This window comes from Pseudomonas sp. KH_040 (assembly GCF_057839305.1).
This window is the reverse complement of the sequence record NZ_CM174487.1, coordinates 3,370,198-3,389,382: the sequence shown is the minus strand read 5'-3', so window position 1 is coordinate 3,389,382 and position 19,185 is coordinate 3,370,198. Positions and strand designations below refer to the sequence as shown.

Here is a 19,185-nt window from a genome sequence, read left to right as displayed (position 1 = left end):
AACCGTTTCGAGGTTAATGCCGTCCCACATAATCTGAGCAACGATGTTCACCAAAATAGTGAGTGGGCATTCTCGAAATTTCTGATCTGCTTGATGCTCTATCCTAGATTCGGTCTCATCAACCGCTACATGCGTAACGATGCTGCTTACCTCCAGCTCCCGGTATTCCAACAGACCTTCTCTCACGGGCCCTTGATAGCCAGTATCGCTCACCGAAGGGCCGCGCTGCTTATCCTCGGTTGGCTCTACGAGGTCGTACCACCAGACGAGTCAAGCGTGATTGAGGCACTACTGAATGCAGTAGGGGGCGTGATGGGATTTTCGAATGCTCATGGTTTGGGCTCATCCTGCAATGGTTTTACGGCAGAGCACGCTGCCGTCATCGCACGCCGACTTGCCCAATGGCAACCTCCAATAGTCTCTAGCAGGACTCAACAGTTTATTGAGGGATTCGCTGCTTCCACTGGAAAGTGAAGGGTAATTGACTTGCTGGCAGAATATACAGGCGAGGGAATGGGGAGTATCGAATGGATACTAAGTTTTCTTTAATCACCGAGATTTCGCTTCCTTTAGGTGCAGTTTGCCTAGACGGCTCATTTGGCGCTTCCGGTGTATGGATTGACTTCTTAGTGGCCATGCCACGCGTACGCGTACTCCGGTACTTAATACGTCGGAGCGCAGAACGCAGCGGTTTTGCATCCGCACTTCGCACGGGCTCGTGGGTAAAGGTCGCCCCAGTCGTTAAGCACCGTCGCATTAGTTTTACTTACACAACGTTGTACTCACCGTGGCCGGTGGGGAAGGAGTTTGATCACGCTCGTGATTTTTGCGACTTATTTTTATCCAGGTTTTTTCAGTGGCCGGCGGAGATGTACGGCAACCGATCTGATATCTTCATGAGCTCCCTCGTTTTAATTTCTGAACAAGCAGAAACCACCATTGCATCCCTGCAGGGTTGTTCTTGTTTCCCCCGGCCATCTCCAGGAGTGAGTCGCCAAAGCGCTCTGAGTGATCTCCACCGAAGCCCAGGGCAGGTCTCAATGAGTCCAACCCAAGAGGCCGGAAAGGCCGCGTCACACAAGACCCGCTTCACCTAGTTCCTACGGTGTTCCTGTAACCCTGATCTGGTACTTAGTCCTCATGGAAGGGCTTCAGCTTTGACAACGCGTGGCTTCGTGCTTCGATAATACGATCTCGATCAAACCGGCATAATCGCTGCGCAGCTGAAGATTCCTACCCAGTGCCGCGCTTGGGTACCAGACCCAGGCTACGACCTGGTTCCCGCTTCCCTTACCGCTTACTGAGCGGGCGGGGTAGAGGGCATGGTCGCTGATCTTCTGTTGGGTAGTTTTTTAGGTGGTGAACTCGCTGGTCTCCTCATTAACCGGGCTCACCACCTGTTTTTCTCAGGCAGAGTGCTGATCAGGGCGTCCGCCGAATGGCATATCGAGCTACATACGCAGCGAGCAGAACTCAGGCCATCCCCCTCAGTCGTTAATGAACTCTTCAAATTTCCGGTGAAGCGTATGACCCGGATAACTGGAGATGCGCTCACTTCCGACAAGATATGAGGCAATGCTTTTGGGCTTTCGTCCCAGTTCGCGAGCGGCCAAAGCGGAAACGGCACCAATCAACAGCCCCGTGCAAATCCTCCAAGGCTCATAAGGGTCGCCCGAACCGAAGGTTGGAAGGGCGATCATCGTGGCGGCAACAGGAATTCCGACCGAGAAAATGCTGCAGATGATCCCGCAAAGCTACCTAGAGTTCAGCCAGCCATTCGTTCCTAATGGGATAAACCATGTTTTCCAAATCGGCCACAAGGTCTGGACGGTGGCAGATGTTGCTGAGCGTTGGAAGACTGCGTGCATCCCGCAAATGGAAAACGACACATCGCTACGCCATCCTGCAACGAGAATCGGCGCGCTTTGCGCGTCGCTAATCTTTCCGGATCGGGTGCCCTGGTTCCTCCTCAGCGATTGAGGCAGCAACCGGTGGCCGTAGCCACCACTCGATTTTGTATTTTGGCCAGCTTCAGTGAATAAACTAGCAATCCCACATCAGCCCCTGAGCGGGTCATCCCTGAAGATCAGAAACCTGGGCTAACGGTAGGGATTCATTGCGCCGAACGCGAAGGTTTGAGTGCTCGCTGACTCGCGAATGAGACTATCTCCGGCTATCCCGCAGCGTAGGGTAGACGCTATCATTCTGCTAATTACCTCGTTAGCCTCTTGGGCTTAAGCGCATTCGACAAGGAAGTGAGTGTATGGCTTGTACTGCCCGGTGTATTTCCGCCCGCGTTCAATTTCCGCACCGAATAAATTATTCCCAGCTTAACCCTATCAAATCCGCACTCAGTTCTTTCTGCGCATTGAAGGCGGAGGTATTGCCATGAGCAAACCAAATGAGGCCCCGGAAGACGCATTATCCAAGGCGACCGCAGATGCGGTCGCGAAAAGCCAGGACGAGGTGAGCAAGCTCAGCAGGCGTGTTGCTTCTGTATTGGCCCAGATGAGTAAGACGGCAGACTTTGCGCTCTCCCAGCGAGTACCGGACGCTGAAGGCGACGTAGCCCAGACGTTAGCTGACATTCTCAACGAAAAGCGTGGATTGATCCTGGATCTCGTTGAGCGCCAACGAAATGCACTGAGCACGTTCAATATCGTGCTTTTTGGTCGTACGGGAGCGGGAAAGAGCTCGCTGATCACAGCATTCACGCGAGGTAACGGATCAATTGTTTCCCAAGGTGAAAGTGACTGGACAACGGACGTTCAACCACTCGCCTGGAATGCATGCTTGATCTACGACACGCCGGGCATCAACGGGTGGGGACGGAATAACTCGCGCAAAGATCTTGAAGCGCGGGCCCGTAAGGCAGTCGAGGTCGCCGATTTTGTTCTGGTCTGCTTTGACAGCCAAAGCCAGCAGGCAGATGAGTTTGCCAAGTTTGCCGCGTGGGTCAGCGAGTATCGCAAACCAGTAATCGCGGTACTCAACCCGCGAAACGCTATGTGGAGAATGCCGGGCCGCGTGTCCGCACCAATGGCCCGCGGTAATCTTTCACGAGCAGTCAGCGAGCATGCGACCAATATCCGAGATGAATTGTCGCGCCTCGGCGTGAATGACGTACCGGTTGTTGCGGTCAGCTCCAAGCGTGCTGTCTTCGCTCGGGCGTCAATGCCATTTGAAGGCCCTGATCTTGAAAGCCTGACCAAACAGAGGAATCTGTACAGCTGTGACAGTCTGGAGCAATGGTCTAATTATCCGCGTCTCGAAGACCTGTTGGTGTCGGTGATCACCGATGCGGCGGTTGATATTCGGCTTGGCTCCCTGAATGACCAGCTAAGGGGTGTTTTTAGCAGTTTGAGGCGTGCTATCGATGAAATCAGGCACGAGTCCATTCTGGGTGCCGAGTCACTAGAGAGGAACATGCTTGAACCGATGCTGGCGCTCGTGGGCTATCCAGCATTAGATGATTCGGTTAGAAGAAAAACTCTGGCAGTTGATGACGTGGACTTGTTGACTGAACTTGAACAGATCAGAGGCGGAAGGTTCCAGGCGTCGCAGGAGGGGGAATACGCTCAGCAAATCTCACTAATGCTCGGCACCACGTTGGGCAACCTATGTCACGCTTCGCTCAGTAAAGCCGATCGCATTGTCCGCGTTGCATTCGAACGTCGTAAAAAGCTGTCTTCGGAAGACGTCAGGGCAGAGTGTTTCGATGAAAAAGAAATTATCGAGCAAGCGCAGTCCGTGCTGGTGCGCGGCTTGCGGTTTCTTCAAGCTAAAGCGCGACTGACACTCAGTGATGCCAAGCTGGAAATGGATATTCGGCTTCAAGGATGCAAGATCGATGGTGATGCGGGCAGTGGTTGGAAGTACAGCGCCTGGGCGATAAAGGGGGGCGGTGTACTGGCCGGTGTAATTGGCGCATTAGGAAGCTTTGCTGCCATCAACGCCTGGAATCCTTTCGGGTGGGCAGCTGGTGCAGCGGCGGCCATAGGTCTTGCTGGCGCTGTCGCCGCTAGCTTCTTCGGTTGGGGAGGGCAGAAGGCGCGAGATCAGGCAGAGCGTGAGCATCTGGAAGGAAGGCGACGGGCCACGGCCGAGCTGCATCAGCTCATATACAAGGCATATAGTGGTGTAAGGGAAGAGGTGCTGGCACAATCGGAGCTCGTCCTACTGAGTGCTACACGCGATCTGTTGTTTCCAGCTGTTCGTAACGCGCTTTCGTTGCGCCTGGTCACGCAGAGATGCGCGACAGTCATAGAGACCATTAACGAGCATTCTGGCTCTCTTGATGTCTCACGCAACGCACAGCTGCTGGTATGGGAGATCGCCCAAAATCGCGAGCGGGAGATGTTCAGCCAACGTCCTAATGCTGGCGCGCTTTACTGGTTAGGTGAGGATTGGATTGAGGATCCGCACGGCCTGACGCTGACTCAGGGAGGCTCAATAGCTGGAAGAGCCAGAACTTACGAACTCAACGTATTCGAGAAGCTGTTTCTGGGCATGCGCGGCTTCCTTAGTCGATTTACCCGCGATCTCACACTTCCGGACTCCCTGGCGTGGCTCAATGATGTGCAGCAAGCTTGTGCGCGTTACCCAGGAGACGAAGACGTTCTGAAAACCCTCGTGGATTACTCGCGGTCAGGCAGGCCGCGCATTCATGTTATAGGCGACTACAACACCGGCAAATCCAGCTTCATCAAGCGGCTGCTGCTAGATGCAGGCCTACCAGTGCCGGATACGCTCAAGGTGGCCGGCAAGCCATTGACGGATGTTTCGCACACGTACGACATTGACGGTGTCGACCTCATTGACAGTCCTGGCTTCCAAAGCAGCCACCACGTGCATACTCAAGAAGCTTGGGCCGCGTTGGCTGACGCCAGCATCGTCATTTTCCTCCTGCAACCCAACCTGATAGTGGGAGATGATTCACCGTTGCGTACGGTCATTTCTGGCGACTACGGCAAGGGAATCGTTGATAAACGAGACAGCACGTACTTCATCGTCAACCGCTCAGACGAACTGGGGGTCGACCCGGAGCTTTCTCCTGACGTCTATCTGAAATTGGTAGAACGCAAAGGTGTAGAACTGCGACAGGCGCTGGCGTCGCGTTCTATCAATGTTGATGAAAGGCAGATATTTTTTATGTCGAGCGATCCCTATGGGCTCGTCGGCGACCGCAGTGACGCAGACGCGTCAGCTTTTGATTCCTATCGAAACTGGGATGGTTTCACGCCTTTTATGGTGGAGCTTCGTGCATTGCGACAAGGTTTGTCGGTGTCGGGCATAGCCCATTCGATCCTGCACGGAGGCATCCATCGGCTGTGGCAACAAATACTGGTGTTGCGATCTGAGCTGGAACAGATGCGCAGGCAAACTACAGAGCTCGAACAACTCAAGCTGCTCATCCTAGAATGCATCGACCAAGGCGATCGGCTTGGTGAGAATTATCGGTTCAGGCTCCGATCTCTTGTGCACAACAAGGCGAACGCGCTTAAGCAATCGATGCTTTCGGAGCGTGATCCAGTCAAGCTGAAAGCAAAAGCGGAACACCTGCATAACTGGTGGAGCGACCCGGAGCTTGAAGCGGATATTATCGACTGGCAGACAACGTTCAGTAAGGATCTGGAGCGATGGCAGCATTTATCGAATGAACGTATTTCTCGTCGGATAGAATCTGTCACTTTTCGGCATGCCTTCAAACGCGAACAGCCTAGAGGCGAAAAAATTAACGATGCCAAAGGTAAGGGGTGGGCGTTTGAGATCTTCGATAAAGTCGGACGTTCATTTGGCGGCGCTACCCGGGATGTCGTTTACAGCATTGGCAAATCGCTTGGTTTCAAGTTCCGACCATGGGGCGCAGTAAAGCTGGCCAAAACCTTCGCCAAAGCGGGGGCGGTGATTGCAGTGATCGGAGTTGTGGTGGACTTCGCCTTCATTTTTGTGGACGAGAAGCGAGTCGCAGAGCGCGAAGCCGCCCGGAAAGCACTGGCCGATTCGCTGGATAAATCCTCGGATCAGTTGATTGAAATCTTGACCGAGGGCACAGACGACGCTCCAGGGCTCATAAGAGGAAAGGATGAGCTTGTCGGCAGGTTCCGAGAGTGCGACGAGGCGTTGGGGCGCGATATTCTGATACTCAGCCAGCAGTATGAAACGACTTCAGAACGTGTTGATGTGTATCGAAGCCTATGCAGCAGGGGCTTGATACTTTTAGGTAAGAATGGAGACGAACTTGAGTAACTCGACAGCACACCTGATCGACCGAATCTGGCAACACCTACTGAGTTACGTCCCGTCCACGGATGTGGTGGCGAAGTACCGCGACCAGTGGCTGACGATTGCCGAGATACCTACCGCCCGATTCGTCATCTTCGGTGCTTACGATGCTGGCAAAAGTAGCTTGTTGAAACGGTTGTTGGTCGATTCCGGTAGCCCGGTGCCTGATTGGGTTGTGATCAGTGCTCGACGTGAAACGTTCGAAAGTGCAGAAACCCGCGCGGGTTCCATCACCTTTATCGATACGCCTGGCTTGGGAAGCGGTAACGCTGAGCATGACACGATAACCCGCAAGGCACTGCAGCTTGCTGACGCCTACATCTGGGTAATGCCACCGCAACTCGTTACTTCTGGCCAGTCTGATTATGTCTCACTGATCAGTGGTAGGTTCTTTCACCCGAAACTGCCAGCTACCGCGCTGAAAGGCGTGACCGTTGCTGTCATCTCCCGCATGGATGAAGCAGGGGTGGATCCCGGCGACAGTCCGGATGGCTATGCAGGCCAGGTTGAGAAAAAGCTGCAAGAGCTTGCCAGTATGCTCTCCAAGGATGACTTGGCAAAAAACGTTGCGGTGGTTCATTGCGTCGTGGCCGACCCGTATCAAATGGTTGGCAACATGTCTGATCCAGATAGAAGCATGTATGACATTGGCCGGGACTGGGACGGAATTGCCGCTCTTGAAACAACGCTCCATAGCTTGAAAAAAGACAAGCCACGCTTACGCGAGCTTTCGGGACTGCGTTTTGTGTATTCGATAGCCGCAGAGCTGGAAGAGGCGGTGCGGGCCCAGTCGGGTGTTCTGAAGTTGCAAGCAGAGCGGTTTGACAATGACTCGCAACGGTACGCGTTGTTTAGCCAAAGGCTACAAAACCAAGCGGCCCACGCTGAGATGGACTTGAGAGGTCGGATCGAAGAGGCGCTTCGCCCCACCGCACAGGTAGATCTGGAGGACATACACAGGGTGCTGGAGCAATTGGAGGCTACGCTTGCTGAAACTATCGGGCTGTGGGCGACGGACAGCACCTCAACACTGCAGAGACTGGCGCAGGAAATAGAACTTGAAATCCGTGAGTCCAATAGCCGGTTGGACATCGGCAGCCTGTTAAATAAGGAGGGGTTTGCGGCCCAGGCTTCCAATAAAGACGGGGCTGTGTCGGGGTCTTTCTCCCAGCACAGCAAGCGCGTGTTCGGTTTCCTTCCTGTGCTCGGCCAGTCTGTAAAAAAGTTAGCTGAGTCTGACATTGGAATGTCGATCGAGGAGGCGCGTGTCAAGCTCGGGGAGCTTGTCGGTTTGACCGGGGACGAATTGAAGGACGCAATCGCCAAAATCTTTAAGTCAAAGGAGGCAATGGAAAAGGCAAGCAGCTACGTGCGCTGGACTTCGGCGATTACTGCATTGGCTCCGCTTGTCACAGAACTGGCATCTGTAGGCACTGACCTGCTGCAGCAGCATTTAAGTCAACAGCAGATTGAAGCGGGAATCCAAAAGCGCGAGTCGCTCCAAAGACAGCTTGATAAGAATATAGGTGTTATTCGGGAGCAGGCTTTGCGCTTGTACACGGATTCAAGCCGCGCCTTGGATCAACAATTGCTGGCACGTCAGCAGGAGTGCGTCGAAGCTAAGCAGGAAGTGCTGGATCAGCGCCTACAGGCTGAAACCTTTCTGACAGGGCTAACAGCTTTGCTCGACTGACCCCAACATCGTCGTATGCACAACGCACCAGCCGATCCGGGCCTAAACCCCTGATCGTTCGTGCTCAGATTGTGTGCCGCTGGATGGTAACGCGGCATAGCGTTGAGAATGCCCCTGCACTTCTGTAGTTTTGGTGAGCTAGCGCACTATCCTGCAGAGGGCAGAGACACAAGATGAGTCGGCCTCGATGAGGCGTACAGTCCTTTATTCTTCTTCGCTTACCCAGCTTCGTTAAGTGGGTGGCGACCGTCACTTTGGTAATAGGAGCCTAGCTGCTGCGTGCCCCTGGTCGAAACATCTCCATTCGCGACGTCGAAAAAGTCTCGCTACAACTTGGATCCCTGCTGCTTCACTCCAACCAAATAGAGCACTTGATCCGACCGGGTAGATTTCAACGGCGGTATGTGGCGACGTTCGACCTTCAACCCACCTTGCTCATTCGCTGACAAAGCAAATCAGCAGATTTGGTCGGGGAACGCCATTTTCTGAAAGGTCATTACGTTTAGCTGCAACTGCTGGTGATCTCCCCCCCAGCGACGACTTACTCAGTGCAGGGGCCTGCGAAAATTCTGTTTTGTGCCTTTTCTTGATGCAGAGGCCGAATCTGGCATCCGCCTCTCAGTGATGACATTATCTCGCCATCTATAAATATCGCTGGTGGAGAATGGACTTGCTGGATCTTAAGGATGACGAACAGCTCAGGGCTGCATGTATTAGCCTCCAGGAGCAGGTGATGTCCTTGGCGGGCAATCAAAGCTGGATCACCGAATTCCAGAAATGGTTGGTGCGTGTCAGGGATGTGTCTCATGAAGAGTTCCTAAGCAAGGACTTCCAACTGGCGCTCTGGGACACCGAGGCTGTTTCGGCAACAGGCATGGGGCGCATCAACATTTCTGCGGTCGCCGAAAATTCCGCAATCGCAGAAAGCCTCTGGCAACTGAAGCAAAAGTACGCGCAGACCCGGGATCCTATTGAGAATGAGATGCTCATCGCTGACGCTTGGTCTCAAATTGCATCCGCGGTTGCTGGGCTGACCAAAAGAAACCCTCGACTCAAGATGTACCGCGTCTTCGCGTTGCTTTGTCCAGGCGCTTTCACGTCGATAGCGCATCATCGGAAACTGCGCGAGCTGGCTCATTCCTTGGGGCTTCCACTAAGCGGTCAGAGGCGTCATCTGCACCGACTCGTATTGAACCGGTTAAATGAAGTGCTGGGGGAAGTGGCTGACGTTTATTCCAGGGAGGGTGTCTCACGTTTGACGTTGCCTTGGCTAATGTTCGTTAACTATGTTCAGAACCCAGAAGGCGAAGCCACCGAAATATCCGATCTAGAGACAGGTTACGAAGTACTCAAGCCCTTGCCTCCTGAGAGGAGGAGGCGCGGTCTGCTGGCGATTGGCGGAGGCACGGCCACCATTCAAAGCATGATCGACTTTGCAACAGATGGATGCACTCGTGAAGACTTCATCCAACACTTGCAATCGATCAGCCCTCAATCAAAAACGTCGACTTGCAACACTCAGCTGAACGCTCTAATCGCCGAATGGGGCGTGCTGCGTGCCAACGCAAATAACTTGCAATTAACACCCCGCGGTGAGGCATTCCTGGAGTCGGGTGATCCAGATGAGATCATTGACTGGATGATCACCCGCATCTTGGGGTTTGACTATTTGCTAGCGGCATTGCGTGACACACCGTTATCCAACCGTGATGCCATCCTCACACTCAGAAAGGCAAACCCTGGATGGACAACTGATTTCGCCCCATCAGCGATTATTGGTTGGTTCAGATACCTTGATCTGGTCACGATCTCCGAGAAAGTGCTCAGCCTTACCGAAAGGGGTAAGCAGTGGGTTAATCGCATTCACTGGGAGCCTAAGGGCCTCGCGAGCATTCCAGGTATCAGTTCGTCCTTGGTTCAAGTAGCCCCAGTACAGCTCGATATCGAAATTGAGAGGCCGAAGCTAGGTGCCGTGATTGCCCGATTTGATCAAGAGTTTCGCTTCCCAGAAGAGCTGATCGGACAACTTGATGCTGGATTGTGGGGGCATCCGAGGCGTCATTTCGCGGTGCTGACAGGCTTGAGCGGTGCGGGAAAGACGCAACTTGCCCGTAACTATGCGCTGAGTCTGTGGCAGGACGATCCCGAGCCAAGTGAAGGGTTGCTGATCGTTCCTGTCCAGCCAGGCTGGCACGACTACACGAGTCTGCTGGGTTACGTTAATCCGCTGGAGTCAGACGCGTATGTGCGTACCGGCGTTCTGGATTTCCTCCTGCAGGCAAGCGCCAACCCGACGAAGCCCTACACACTGGTTCTTGATGAAATGAACCTCTCTCATCCGGAACAATATCTGGCGCCTCTGCTTTCAGCGATGGAAACCGGCGAAACGATCGTCTTTCACGGTCAAGTCGACGAGATCGATGGTGTTCCTCCAGGTATTCCATATCCGAGCAACCTCGTGATCATCGGCACCGTGAACATGGACGAGACCACTCATGGATTGAGCGACAAGGTGCTGGATCGAGCCTCAGTGATCGAATTTTGGGACATTGAGGTCAAAGCATTTCCTGGCTGGCAGAAGAGCTCGCTTGAGGATGAACAGATTTCAATCGTCAGAAATCTCATGTCCTCACTCATGGATGTGCTTCGTCCAGCTCGACTGCATTTCGGGTGGCGCACGCTCAACGACGTGATTGGCTATCTGCAGCAAACGCAGGCGGGTGGTGTCATCGAGTTCTCACGTGCACTCGACCATGCCATTTATTCGAAGATACTCCCCAAGTTGCGCGGTGAAGACAGCCCTCGACTGCAGGAGGTCTTCACATTGCTCCATACCACGCTCAAACATGCGGGGATGGGAATGTCGCTGCGCAAGGTCAAAGAAATGGCCGACGACCTGGCTCACTCCGGCTCGACCAGATTCTGGCGGTAGACCATGTCGATCATCTTGCAGGTAGAGCAGGGGGATGCTCGATTTGACGTGCACCCAGGTCAGTTGAACCCAGGTTTCATGGAGAAGAAGGCTTATCGTTTTACCGCGCTTGAAGGCTTCTCCTTCTACATTGATGACGTCTTGATCGAGACGGTCGACGAAAACGGGGCGTGTGCGTGGTTATGGTCGCCAGGCTTTTATGCAGGAGAGGTCGCGGCAGAGCTTCTGGATGACCAGGGGCGGACTGCCGCCATTTACCGGCTGGACGTCTCAGCAGCTGATAATAAGCTCGGAGGCCAGGCATTCGCTGCCATGGTTGAGGCGATTCTGGATTTCGACCCGGCTCTCGTTATGGGCACAGAAGAGGCTCAGTTTGGAATTGGCCATGATGGAGCACTAACCAACCCGCATTTGCAGTATGCGAGGCTGAGGCGCTATGGGGATCGGCTTCACCGCGCGCTCAAACAGATATCTCAGCGGCCGTTAACAACCTTGAAGAGCGATCGCACGTCGGTGAGTGCCCACACGGTCAAGCGGTTGGACTTCGCATCCGTGCATAAGGCACTCAGAGGGCCGACGGGACAGGCACTCTTGCATCCTGCTAGCACTCAGCGTCCGGCCTTGAATACTGTTCGCTTTGAGGTCAGCAGATCTTACGAGGAAGAGGACAATCCGGCCAATCAGGCCATTGGACTTGTTCTCTTCGATCTCCTTAGACGTTGTCGACAGGTGGTGAGGGGGCTTCAGCATGCAGCTGCCACTGAAGTGGTCTGCGATACCCGATCAGCGTTAACGCCAAGGCTCGTACGTCGAATCGCGTTCACCGAGTCGTTTGCTCGCAAGCTTGAACGGCTTCAACGAGCGAGACCTTTCTGCATCGTGACTGCCAGGCGTCTATCGGCTGCTGGATTGAATGCGATCTCTGCTCACCCTGCATACGCGCGAGCTTATCGGTTTGGTTGGTACGCGTTGCGTTCAGGTTGGTTTGGAAAGGATCCTGATGAGACGCTGTGGGTCAGCCCAACATGGGAGATTTATGAGCGGTGGTGCTTTGTGACGGTAGTCTCACAGCTGCAACGTCAGTTTCCTGAACTCGTCTGGAGTCGTGAATATCGATCGGTGGGTTTAAAAGAAATCGTGTGGCGGGGAATAGCGGCTGATGTGACCGTTGAGGCGTGTTACCAAGTCCGATGCCCAGCGATTGATCAACCTGCGCATCGCGGTTTTCAAAGCTTATCGCGAGAGCGATATCCGGACATCGTCGTGACGTTGGACTCGCCTTCGGCGAAGCGCTTCTTGGTTTTCGACGCGAAGTATCGCAGCGCCCGCGCCAGCGTCCTGGATGCAATGGAGTCAGCGCACATTTATCACGACAGTCTCCGGTGGAAGGGCATCAAGCCTGACGTTTCATTGCTGCTGATACCTAGGGCAGACAAAGTAACGGCGCTTGTCAGCCCGACCTACCATGCGGACTATGGGGTCGGAGCTTGGCAAATCGGGGCTGAATCAGAAGGGGAGGCACTGGGGATCGAGCTCAAACGTATTCTGAGTGCAATACCAATCGCGGCCGCTCCGGCGCGTACAATTGCAACTGGAACGGCGAAGTAATCGATTGCGTCCCCGGTAGCGCTCAACTCGCTGACGATCCCGCAACCCGAAATAAAGTCTTCGGCTCCCGGCGTATTGGTTGGCGAGGCCATCGTTCACAGGAAAATGGAGAATCCATGAGTAAGCTGGTATGCGTCGAATGCCTCTGTGACAGCTACTTGCAGGCGAGTTTTGCCGACAACGATGTCGACGAATGCGACTACTGCAACGAGGAGCGGCCGGTCGTACCGCTTGAAGAGCTGGTTCAGGAGCTCGAAGAAGCAATTAAGGCGTCATTTACCTATGCTGAGCAACCCCCTGCAGTTATTCATCATGGATACCCTGAGTTGGGGCATTCGATCTTTGATGTGCTACAAATCGTGCTCGGGGCTGATGACATGGATTTACTCAGCGATCTTGAAGAGGAGCTACGGGAGCAGTGGAGCGAGTGCGAAGATGATGACCCGTTCTTCATTGAACAGACGTATGCATCCTCGCAGCTGACTTCAGACTGGGCTCAGATGCAACGAAGTCTTCAGTTCGAATCCAGGTTGGTAAATCCCGCAGTGGGTCGGGTACTGGAGAAGATATTTTCTGGGATAGAGGAGCTTCACACCGCGAGCGAACCACGTTCAGCGATCACCCTTGCAGGCCCAGGCCAATGCCTCACTGCCTTCCAGCGGGCAAGAAAATTTGAGGACGAGGAGGGTATGTCTGCTGCTTTAATGCATCCTGAGAAGTATCTCGGCCCGACACCGAGAGGTAAAGGATCGGCAGGTCGAATGAACGCCGCAGGTATATCCGTTTTCTATGGCGCAACTGATGATCAGACGGCCATAGCAGAGGTTCGTCCGCCTGTTGGCAGTTGGGTTGTCACAGCCACCTTCGAGGTCATTCGGCCGTTGCGACTGTTGAACCTCGGTGACCTAGGTGGAATTCGCCCAGACGCCAATCTCAGCTACTTTGACCCAGTGCGCCAGGAGCAAGCCGAACGCTGCGCATTTCTTCGTGAACTGCAGCAACAAATGCTCATGCCAGTAATGCCTGAGAGCGCAGATCAGGGTTACTTGATAACCCAGGCGATCGCCGATTACCTTGCGACCAACGAAACCCTTAACTTGGACGGGATCCTCTTTCCATCTGTTCAGGTGCCCAAAGATGCATCGCCAGGTCTGAACGCCATCCTGTTTCATAAGGCCAGCGGGGTCGAGAAAACTGAGGATGAAGATGAACTTGATCAGGTGAGCCTGTGGGAGTCGGACGAAGATCAATGGATTTTCTACCCGCAGATCTGGGAGGGCAGCCCGCCTACCGAAGAGTCAGCCCGTGGCTTCATGGGTGATATACATGCGCCCGAGGCCAGTCTGCGGCTCGCTAGAGGCGGCATTACAATCCATAAAATCCAAGGTGTGAGCTTCACATATAAGTCTGATCCAGTTCGCTACGAGCCCTGGTCAGACGGGACACGTCATTACGGGATTCGATAATTTTCAGCGTCACTTAACCCTGAATAACCGTAACTATTTAGTCATCGGTGATTCGCCGCGGTGCGACTAGGTAAAGTGAGATCGACAGGTACAACCATTCGCCTATAGCATCCTAGTGGCATTGACTGAAACCGCCAATAAACCTGTATTTTTCGCCAAGGGAATGACGATCATGATCACCAGGATTCACATCCGCGGCTATCGCATCTACAAGGATTTCAACCTTCTCCCCAACCCCAAAATGAACATTTTGGTGGGCGGCAACGATGCGGGTAAATCAACCTTGATGGAAGCGGTCTCGCTGGCCCTGAACGGCCGGATCGGCGGTCGCAGCGTTCTCGAAGAATTGAACCCGCACTGGTTCAACACCGAGCTCGTTCAAGAGTTTGTAGCGCAACGAACCGCCGGCAAGAAACCCGCACTGCCTGAAATCCTGATCGAACTTTACCTTCGCGATGACGATGAATTGCAGGTGCTCTGTGGTGCCGTGAACACAGCCGTGCCAACTCATGCATGCCCGGGCGTCTTCTTGAGGATCTACCCCAACGAAGAGTATCAGGACATGCTGGATGACTGGCTAAAGGCACCCAATGCTCTGCTGCCCGTTGAGTACTACACGTGCGAATGGCGATCGTTCGCTGACCGGGAGCTAACCAAGCGCCCACGGGTACTGTCGGTGGCAACCATCGATTCCAGGACAGTCAAGTCCTCAGCAGGTGTGGACTATCACCTGCGTCAGATTCTGAGCGATCACTTGGAGACCACCGAGAAAGCTGAGATCTCGTTGGGCTTTCGTACGGTGAAAGCGTCGATGACTGAGGGGGCTCTGGCGACAGTGAATACACGGTTCGCGACATTGGGTGCATCTTTGCTGGCGGAGCCCATGGCATTGGCTATGGATCAGACGTCCCGCACGTCCTGGGAAAGCGTTATTACCCCTCACGTCGACAACGTGCCCTTCTCGATGGCCGGCCAGGGACAGCAGGCTGCGATCAAAATATCGCTCGCAATGAAGCGGCACTCGGCCAAAGTAAAGATCGTCATGATCGAAGAGCCGGAGAATCATCTCTCTCATACCAGCCTGTCGACGCTTCTTGACCGTGTGGAGAAGCTTGCATCTGATGACCAACAATTGTTTGTTTCCACGCACAGCACATACGTGCTGAATCGCCTTGGCCTAAATTCCCTGCACCTGCTGAATCGGAATCATGCCTCGAAGATCACTGTCCTTGATCCCGGCACCGTCCGGTACTTCCAGCGCCTGCCAGGTTACGACACGCTCCGCCTCGTTTTGGCTAAAAAGGTTGTCTTGGTGGAAGGGCCCTCTGACGAAATCATTTTCGAAAGGGTGTTCAACGACATTCATCGGTTAACACCCATGGCTGCCGGTGTCGATGTCATCAGTATGCGGGGGCTTGCGCTGGCCCGCTGTCTGGAGCTTTGTGCTGCCGTTGATAAGCCGGTCGCTGTGATGCGGGATAACGACGGCATTGAGCCGGCTGAACTTCGAGTGCCTGTCGAGAAGTGGCTGGACGGCAAGAAGCGAGAGCTTTTCATTGGCAAAGTGAGTGATGGCCGTACCCTCGAACCGCAAATGATCATAGCGAACGGTGAAGCTCATCTACGGGATGTGCTTGGGATCACGCCAAAAGCCGACCTTGTGACCTGGATGACACGAGAAAAGACTGAGGGAGCTTTGCTCATCGCTGAGTCCCCGAAAGCCCTAACCGCCCCGAATTACATGAAGGAAGCGGCGGAGTTCATCCAGAATGCCTAACCATTTAACGCTCGCAGTAGCTGGCGGACGAAAGACGCAGGGCCTTGTCGATTATTGCGGGAAAGCGACTGATCGAAAGATCGCTGTTCTGACCTTCACCCAGACGAACCAGCAAGAGATCAGGTCGCGCTTGGCAAGTCAGGCAGGCGACTGCAACACGCTGGAGGTTATGGGCTGGTACACCTTCCTGCTTCGTCATTTTGCCCAGCCTTTCCTGCGGTTCAAATTACCAAAAGATCGGGTCAAGGGCTTCGACTTCGAAGGGCGACCGTTCCAGTTTGCCAAAGGCAAAAGCAGGTTCATGGACTCAGGAAATCGGGTGTACGCCTGCGAACTCGGCAAGCTTGCCTTTGAGCTCATGGAGGCGACGCCGGCGCTCCTGCGAAGGCTCGAGTGCATTTACGACGAGATACTGATCGATGAAGTCCAAGATCTAGCCAGCTTCGATTGGGAAATCCTGGAAGTGCTGCTCGGCTCTAAAATCGATGTGCGGATGGTGGGAGATGTCAGGCAGGCTGTTTTGTCTACAAACCCCCGAGGCCAGAAGAACAAGAAATTTGGGTACGCCGCGTCGCTTGAATGGTTTAGAGATAGAGAGGCTAAGGGGTTACTCACCATTGCCTACGCGACCATCACCTACCGATGCAGAGCCGAGATTGCGACGTTTTCCGATAACATCTTTGACGCCACGTGGGGCTTCCCCGGCACTACCTCGGAGAACCTCGATGAGACTGAGCACGATGGCGTGTTCCTTCTCCATACGCAGCATGTCGATGAGTACGTCGGCCGATATAGACCGCAGTGCCTAAGGCATTCGGTCAGCTCGGCGAAGCACCTCAATCTGGATTTTCAGAACTTCAAAGGGGTGAAGGGTGCGACATTTGACCGAGTATTGCTCGCACCCACCGCCAACATCGAAAGCTTCATTAAGAAGGGCACACCTTTGGAAGCCACGGCTGCAGCAGCGTTTTATGTCGCGGCGACGCGAGCTCGACAAAGTCTGGCCATCGTTATCGACAAGGTTGGTATCTCCACGCTGCCGGTATGGGCTCCATAGCCTTAAAAATTGACGAGCTGGGGGTTCGCCAGGTTCTGCAGGACGTTGCAGAGCCGTCCGTGGCCGCGGGGTGAGACTCCCTACATATCGTATCTGGATGGTAGGGGGCAGTCGTAGTTAACATCGATCATGTCGAGATTCTTCAGATCGAAGTTTGCGTAGTCACGTTCATTCGACGTCCGTATTGCGGGTTGGCCGTAGAGAAACACGAACGCTGTCGGCTTGTCCTTCTCGGCGATCTTGGAAAGCCGCACTGCCATCAGGTTTTTGAGCTTGTAGTTTTCTATGAACGCGTCGGAGACGAAGCATGAGGTGATCAGGCTGTCTTCTCCTCGCTTGAAATTCTTTTTGAATTTAATACGGTAGCCATTATTGGCTTTCGTGCGGTCAACATATGCCCAGCCGTAGTAAATGATGGGGTGGTCGGGCAGGTCGTCCAGATCCTGCTCCCAGATGCATTTGAAGATGCTGGCGTAGGGCACGTCCTGCCCGGCAATGTTCAACCGCCGGAACTCAAGGGTCTCATCGCAACGGTATCGGATGTATCTGCTGACTACAGATCGAACCGAGTAAATGGGCCCGACTATGCCTGATTCCCCTAGCTTCGAGGTGTAGGGAAGGGTGCTTCTCGCACGCTTTTTCGCTATATGGACGTCCGCGTCAGGCTCGACCGAATGTTCGTCATAGTAGGAGGCAGGTCGCTCGAGCTTGAAGACGTCGACAATGGATTGGTCAACTGTTCTGCGTTCCTGCCCATCCAGTTCAACGGGCTCGAGCTCCAATTCGACAGGGGCGCCGTTGGCAATGCCACACGCTTCACTATGAGCACCGTAGACCTTGAAGTGCGGGACGACCCTCATGTTCTGGACGTCTTTGTCCAGATTCGCGCAGGTGACTTGGGCGGAGCAGTCAGCAGCCGGACATACGAATGCGCGCTTGTTTGTAATCACCCCTGACCAGAACAGATCGTAGGCGCGATCAGGGTCGACAAAATCGTCAGCCTCAATGCTGTAGGCCACATCCAATGACATAATTCACCAAGTCCTTTTGAGCTTTCTGAAAAGTGGTCGTTAGTATCGGCTATTGCCTCGTTAGTGAGCCAGAGTCTTGATGCGTGACCATGATCTAATGAATTCAGCAGGGACGTGGGCGGGTAGTCGCTACTCAGCGGAGGACGGCTAGCTCCTCACACTCCACCGGACAACAATGCCTCCGCTCAGACCAAGACTACGGGGCAACCGCACCGCGGGCAGGAATCGAGAGGGTCTTGAAGGTCTCGATTTTCTCGGATTCCAACTCCTTCAGTATCGTTTCCTTGGCGTCGTTCTTGTCGATAGACCTGCCCGTGTTATCAAAGCTGATCTGCTTGATCCTCAATTCAATCTCACTGTCTTTTTTCTGGGCCGCAGAAAATTCTGGGAAGCCAAGCGAGATCACGCAATCACCATCGAGGCCCGAGGTACTGAATCGGAATTTGGCATCGATCCTGTGCAGGAACAGGCTCGGGCGATAAGACACATCTGAAAGAAAGTCAGAGTGCTCAAGGCTGAAGCCCTTCAAGTCTAAGTTTCGAATCTTTTCCTTCATCCAGTCCAGGGCTGCCGGGAGGAGGATGTCTGGATCGGGGGAAATCCCGATATCGACGACCTCCTTAAAGGACAGTGCGATCAATTTGCTGTGCTGCGTGAGCCCTAACAGGTAATTGAACCTGTTCTGGTTGGTAAAATCGCAGAAACGAATCGAGGTTGCCTGCTCAGTTTCACTGATTTGCTTGACCGATTTGAAATGTGAAATTAGATGTCTCGACATCGCCTTGTTGGTTGTCTTCGTTTCCGGCGCAGTGTGCGTGAAGATCAGGATGAGCTCGTCCTGAGCCTTGTTTTTCTTGATCTCAATAGAGCCTTTGAAATTTTTGTGCGAGTCAGCCCAGCTTTTGGAGCGGTCAATCCGTTCCAGCAGGTAGTCCATCCGGATCGTGTCGAGGTCTTTGTTGACTGGATAGAACTCTGGCGTTCCCAAGACCTTGAAATTCACGAAGTCTAGATCCAGCAGCTTGTTGACATTTATGAGGGTAGGTATCGCATCCAGCAGGGTATCCTCACCTTGCCACTTGATTGTCTGGGTGGTGATCTTGGGGTTGTCTTCCTTGGTCGTGTAGGCGAGCTGAAGCTTACAAAACTCGCTGGGGCGAATCAGGGACAGGGTAAGGGCTGGGATGGAATGCTCTTTCTCTGAGCTGCTGATGAACACGCCTCGACTCTTCAGAACCGTTTTGATATCGCCAGCCCCGATGTAAGGCTGAGCCAGATAGGTGCGAAGCGCCTCACCTTGGGGAAGGATAGAGTCAATATTCTGATTACTCACTGC

Annotated in this window: 10 protein-coding genes; 8 read left to right on the top strand and 2 right to left on the bottom strand. The window is 53.8% G+C overall.

The genetic code is table 11. The features are described from left to right. The first annotated feature begins 1,731 nt into the window (after positions 1-1,731). The 8 genes from AC3IUF_RS15185 (at position 1,732) to AC3IUF_RS15150 (ending at position 16,818) form a co-directional block, all read left to right on the top strand. Positions 1,732-1,980 carry a hypothetical protein gene (locus AC3IUF_RS15185; protein WP_489278434.1) on the top strand — a complete coding sequence of 83 codons (249 nt, stop codon included), beginning with the start codon at positions 1,732-1,734 and terminating at the stop codon, positions 1,978-1,980. 408 nt (positions 1,981-2,388) lie between these two features. Next, a complete protein-coding gene (locus AC3IUF_RS15180) occupies positions 2,389-6,249 on the top strand; it encodes a GTPase (RefSeq protein ID WP_109784926.1) in 3,861 nt (1,286 codons plus the stop codon). Further along, positions 6,242-7,978 (top strand): GTPase, encoded by a 1,737-nt coding sequence (locus AC3IUF_RS15175; RefSeq protein WP_489278432.1) that lies wholly within the window; start codon positions 6,242-6,244, stop codon positions 7,976-7,978. The genes AC3IUF_RS15180 and AC3IUF_RS15175 overlap by 8 nt, the downstream gene beginning before the upstream one ends. A 670-nt stretch (positions 7,979-8,648) precedes the next feature. Next, positions 8,649-10,910 (top strand): McrB family protein, encoded by a 2,262-nt coding sequence (locus AC3IUF_RS15170; RefSeq protein WP_177412211.1) that lies wholly within the window; start codon positions 8,649-8,651, stop codon positions 10,908-10,910. A gap of 3 nt (positions 10,911-10,913) precedes the next feature. Then, positions 10,914-12,518, top strand: coding sequence for a nuclease domain-containing protein (locus AC3IUF_RS15165; protein WP_109784923.1), 1,605 nt, complete (start codon positions 10,914-10,916; stop codon positions 12,516-12,518). Between the two features lie 116 nt (positions 12,519-12,634). Further along, on the top strand, positions 12,635-13,984 hold the full coding sequence (locus AC3IUF_RS15160) for an RES family NAD+ phosphorylase (RefSeq protein ID WP_109784922.1): 1,350 nt from the start codon (positions 12,635-12,637) through the stop codon (positions 13,982-13,984). A gap of 172 nt (positions 13,985-14,156) precedes the next feature. Further along, positions 14,157-15,761 carry an ATP-dependent nuclease gene (locus tag AC3IUF_RS15155; RefSeq protein ID WP_109784921.1) on the top strand — a complete coding sequence of 535 codons (1,605 nt, stop codon included), beginning with the start codon at positions 14,157-14,159 and terminating at the stop codon, positions 15,759-15,761. After that, positions 15,754-16,818, top strand: a complete 1,065-nt coding sequence (locus AC3IUF_RS15150; protein ID WP_109784920.1) for a UvrD-helicase domain-containing protein — start codon at positions 15,754-15,756, stop codon at positions 16,816-16,818. Before AC3IUF_RS15155 ends, AC3IUF_RS15150 begins: the two co-directional genes overlap by 8 nt. 80 nt (positions 16,819-16,898) lie before the next feature. Here the strand turns inward: AC3IUF_RS15150 and AC3IUF_RS15145 are convergent, their stop codons facing one another. Next, positions 16,899-17,849 carry a hypothetical protein gene (locus tag AC3IUF_RS15145; RefSeq protein WP_109784919.1) on the bottom strand — a complete coding sequence of 317 codons (951 nt, stop codon included), beginning with the start codon at positions 17,847-17,849 and terminating at the stop codon, positions 16,899-16,901. Positions 17,850-18,045: 196 nt separating this feature from the next. After that, positions 18,046-19,182, bottom strand: a complete 1,137-nt coding sequence (gene gapS4b, locus AC3IUF_RS15140) for a GapS4b family protein (RefSeq protein WP_109784918.1) — start codon at positions 19,180-19,182, stop codon at positions 18,046-18,048. Positions 19,183-19,185 lie beyond the last annotated feature (3 nt).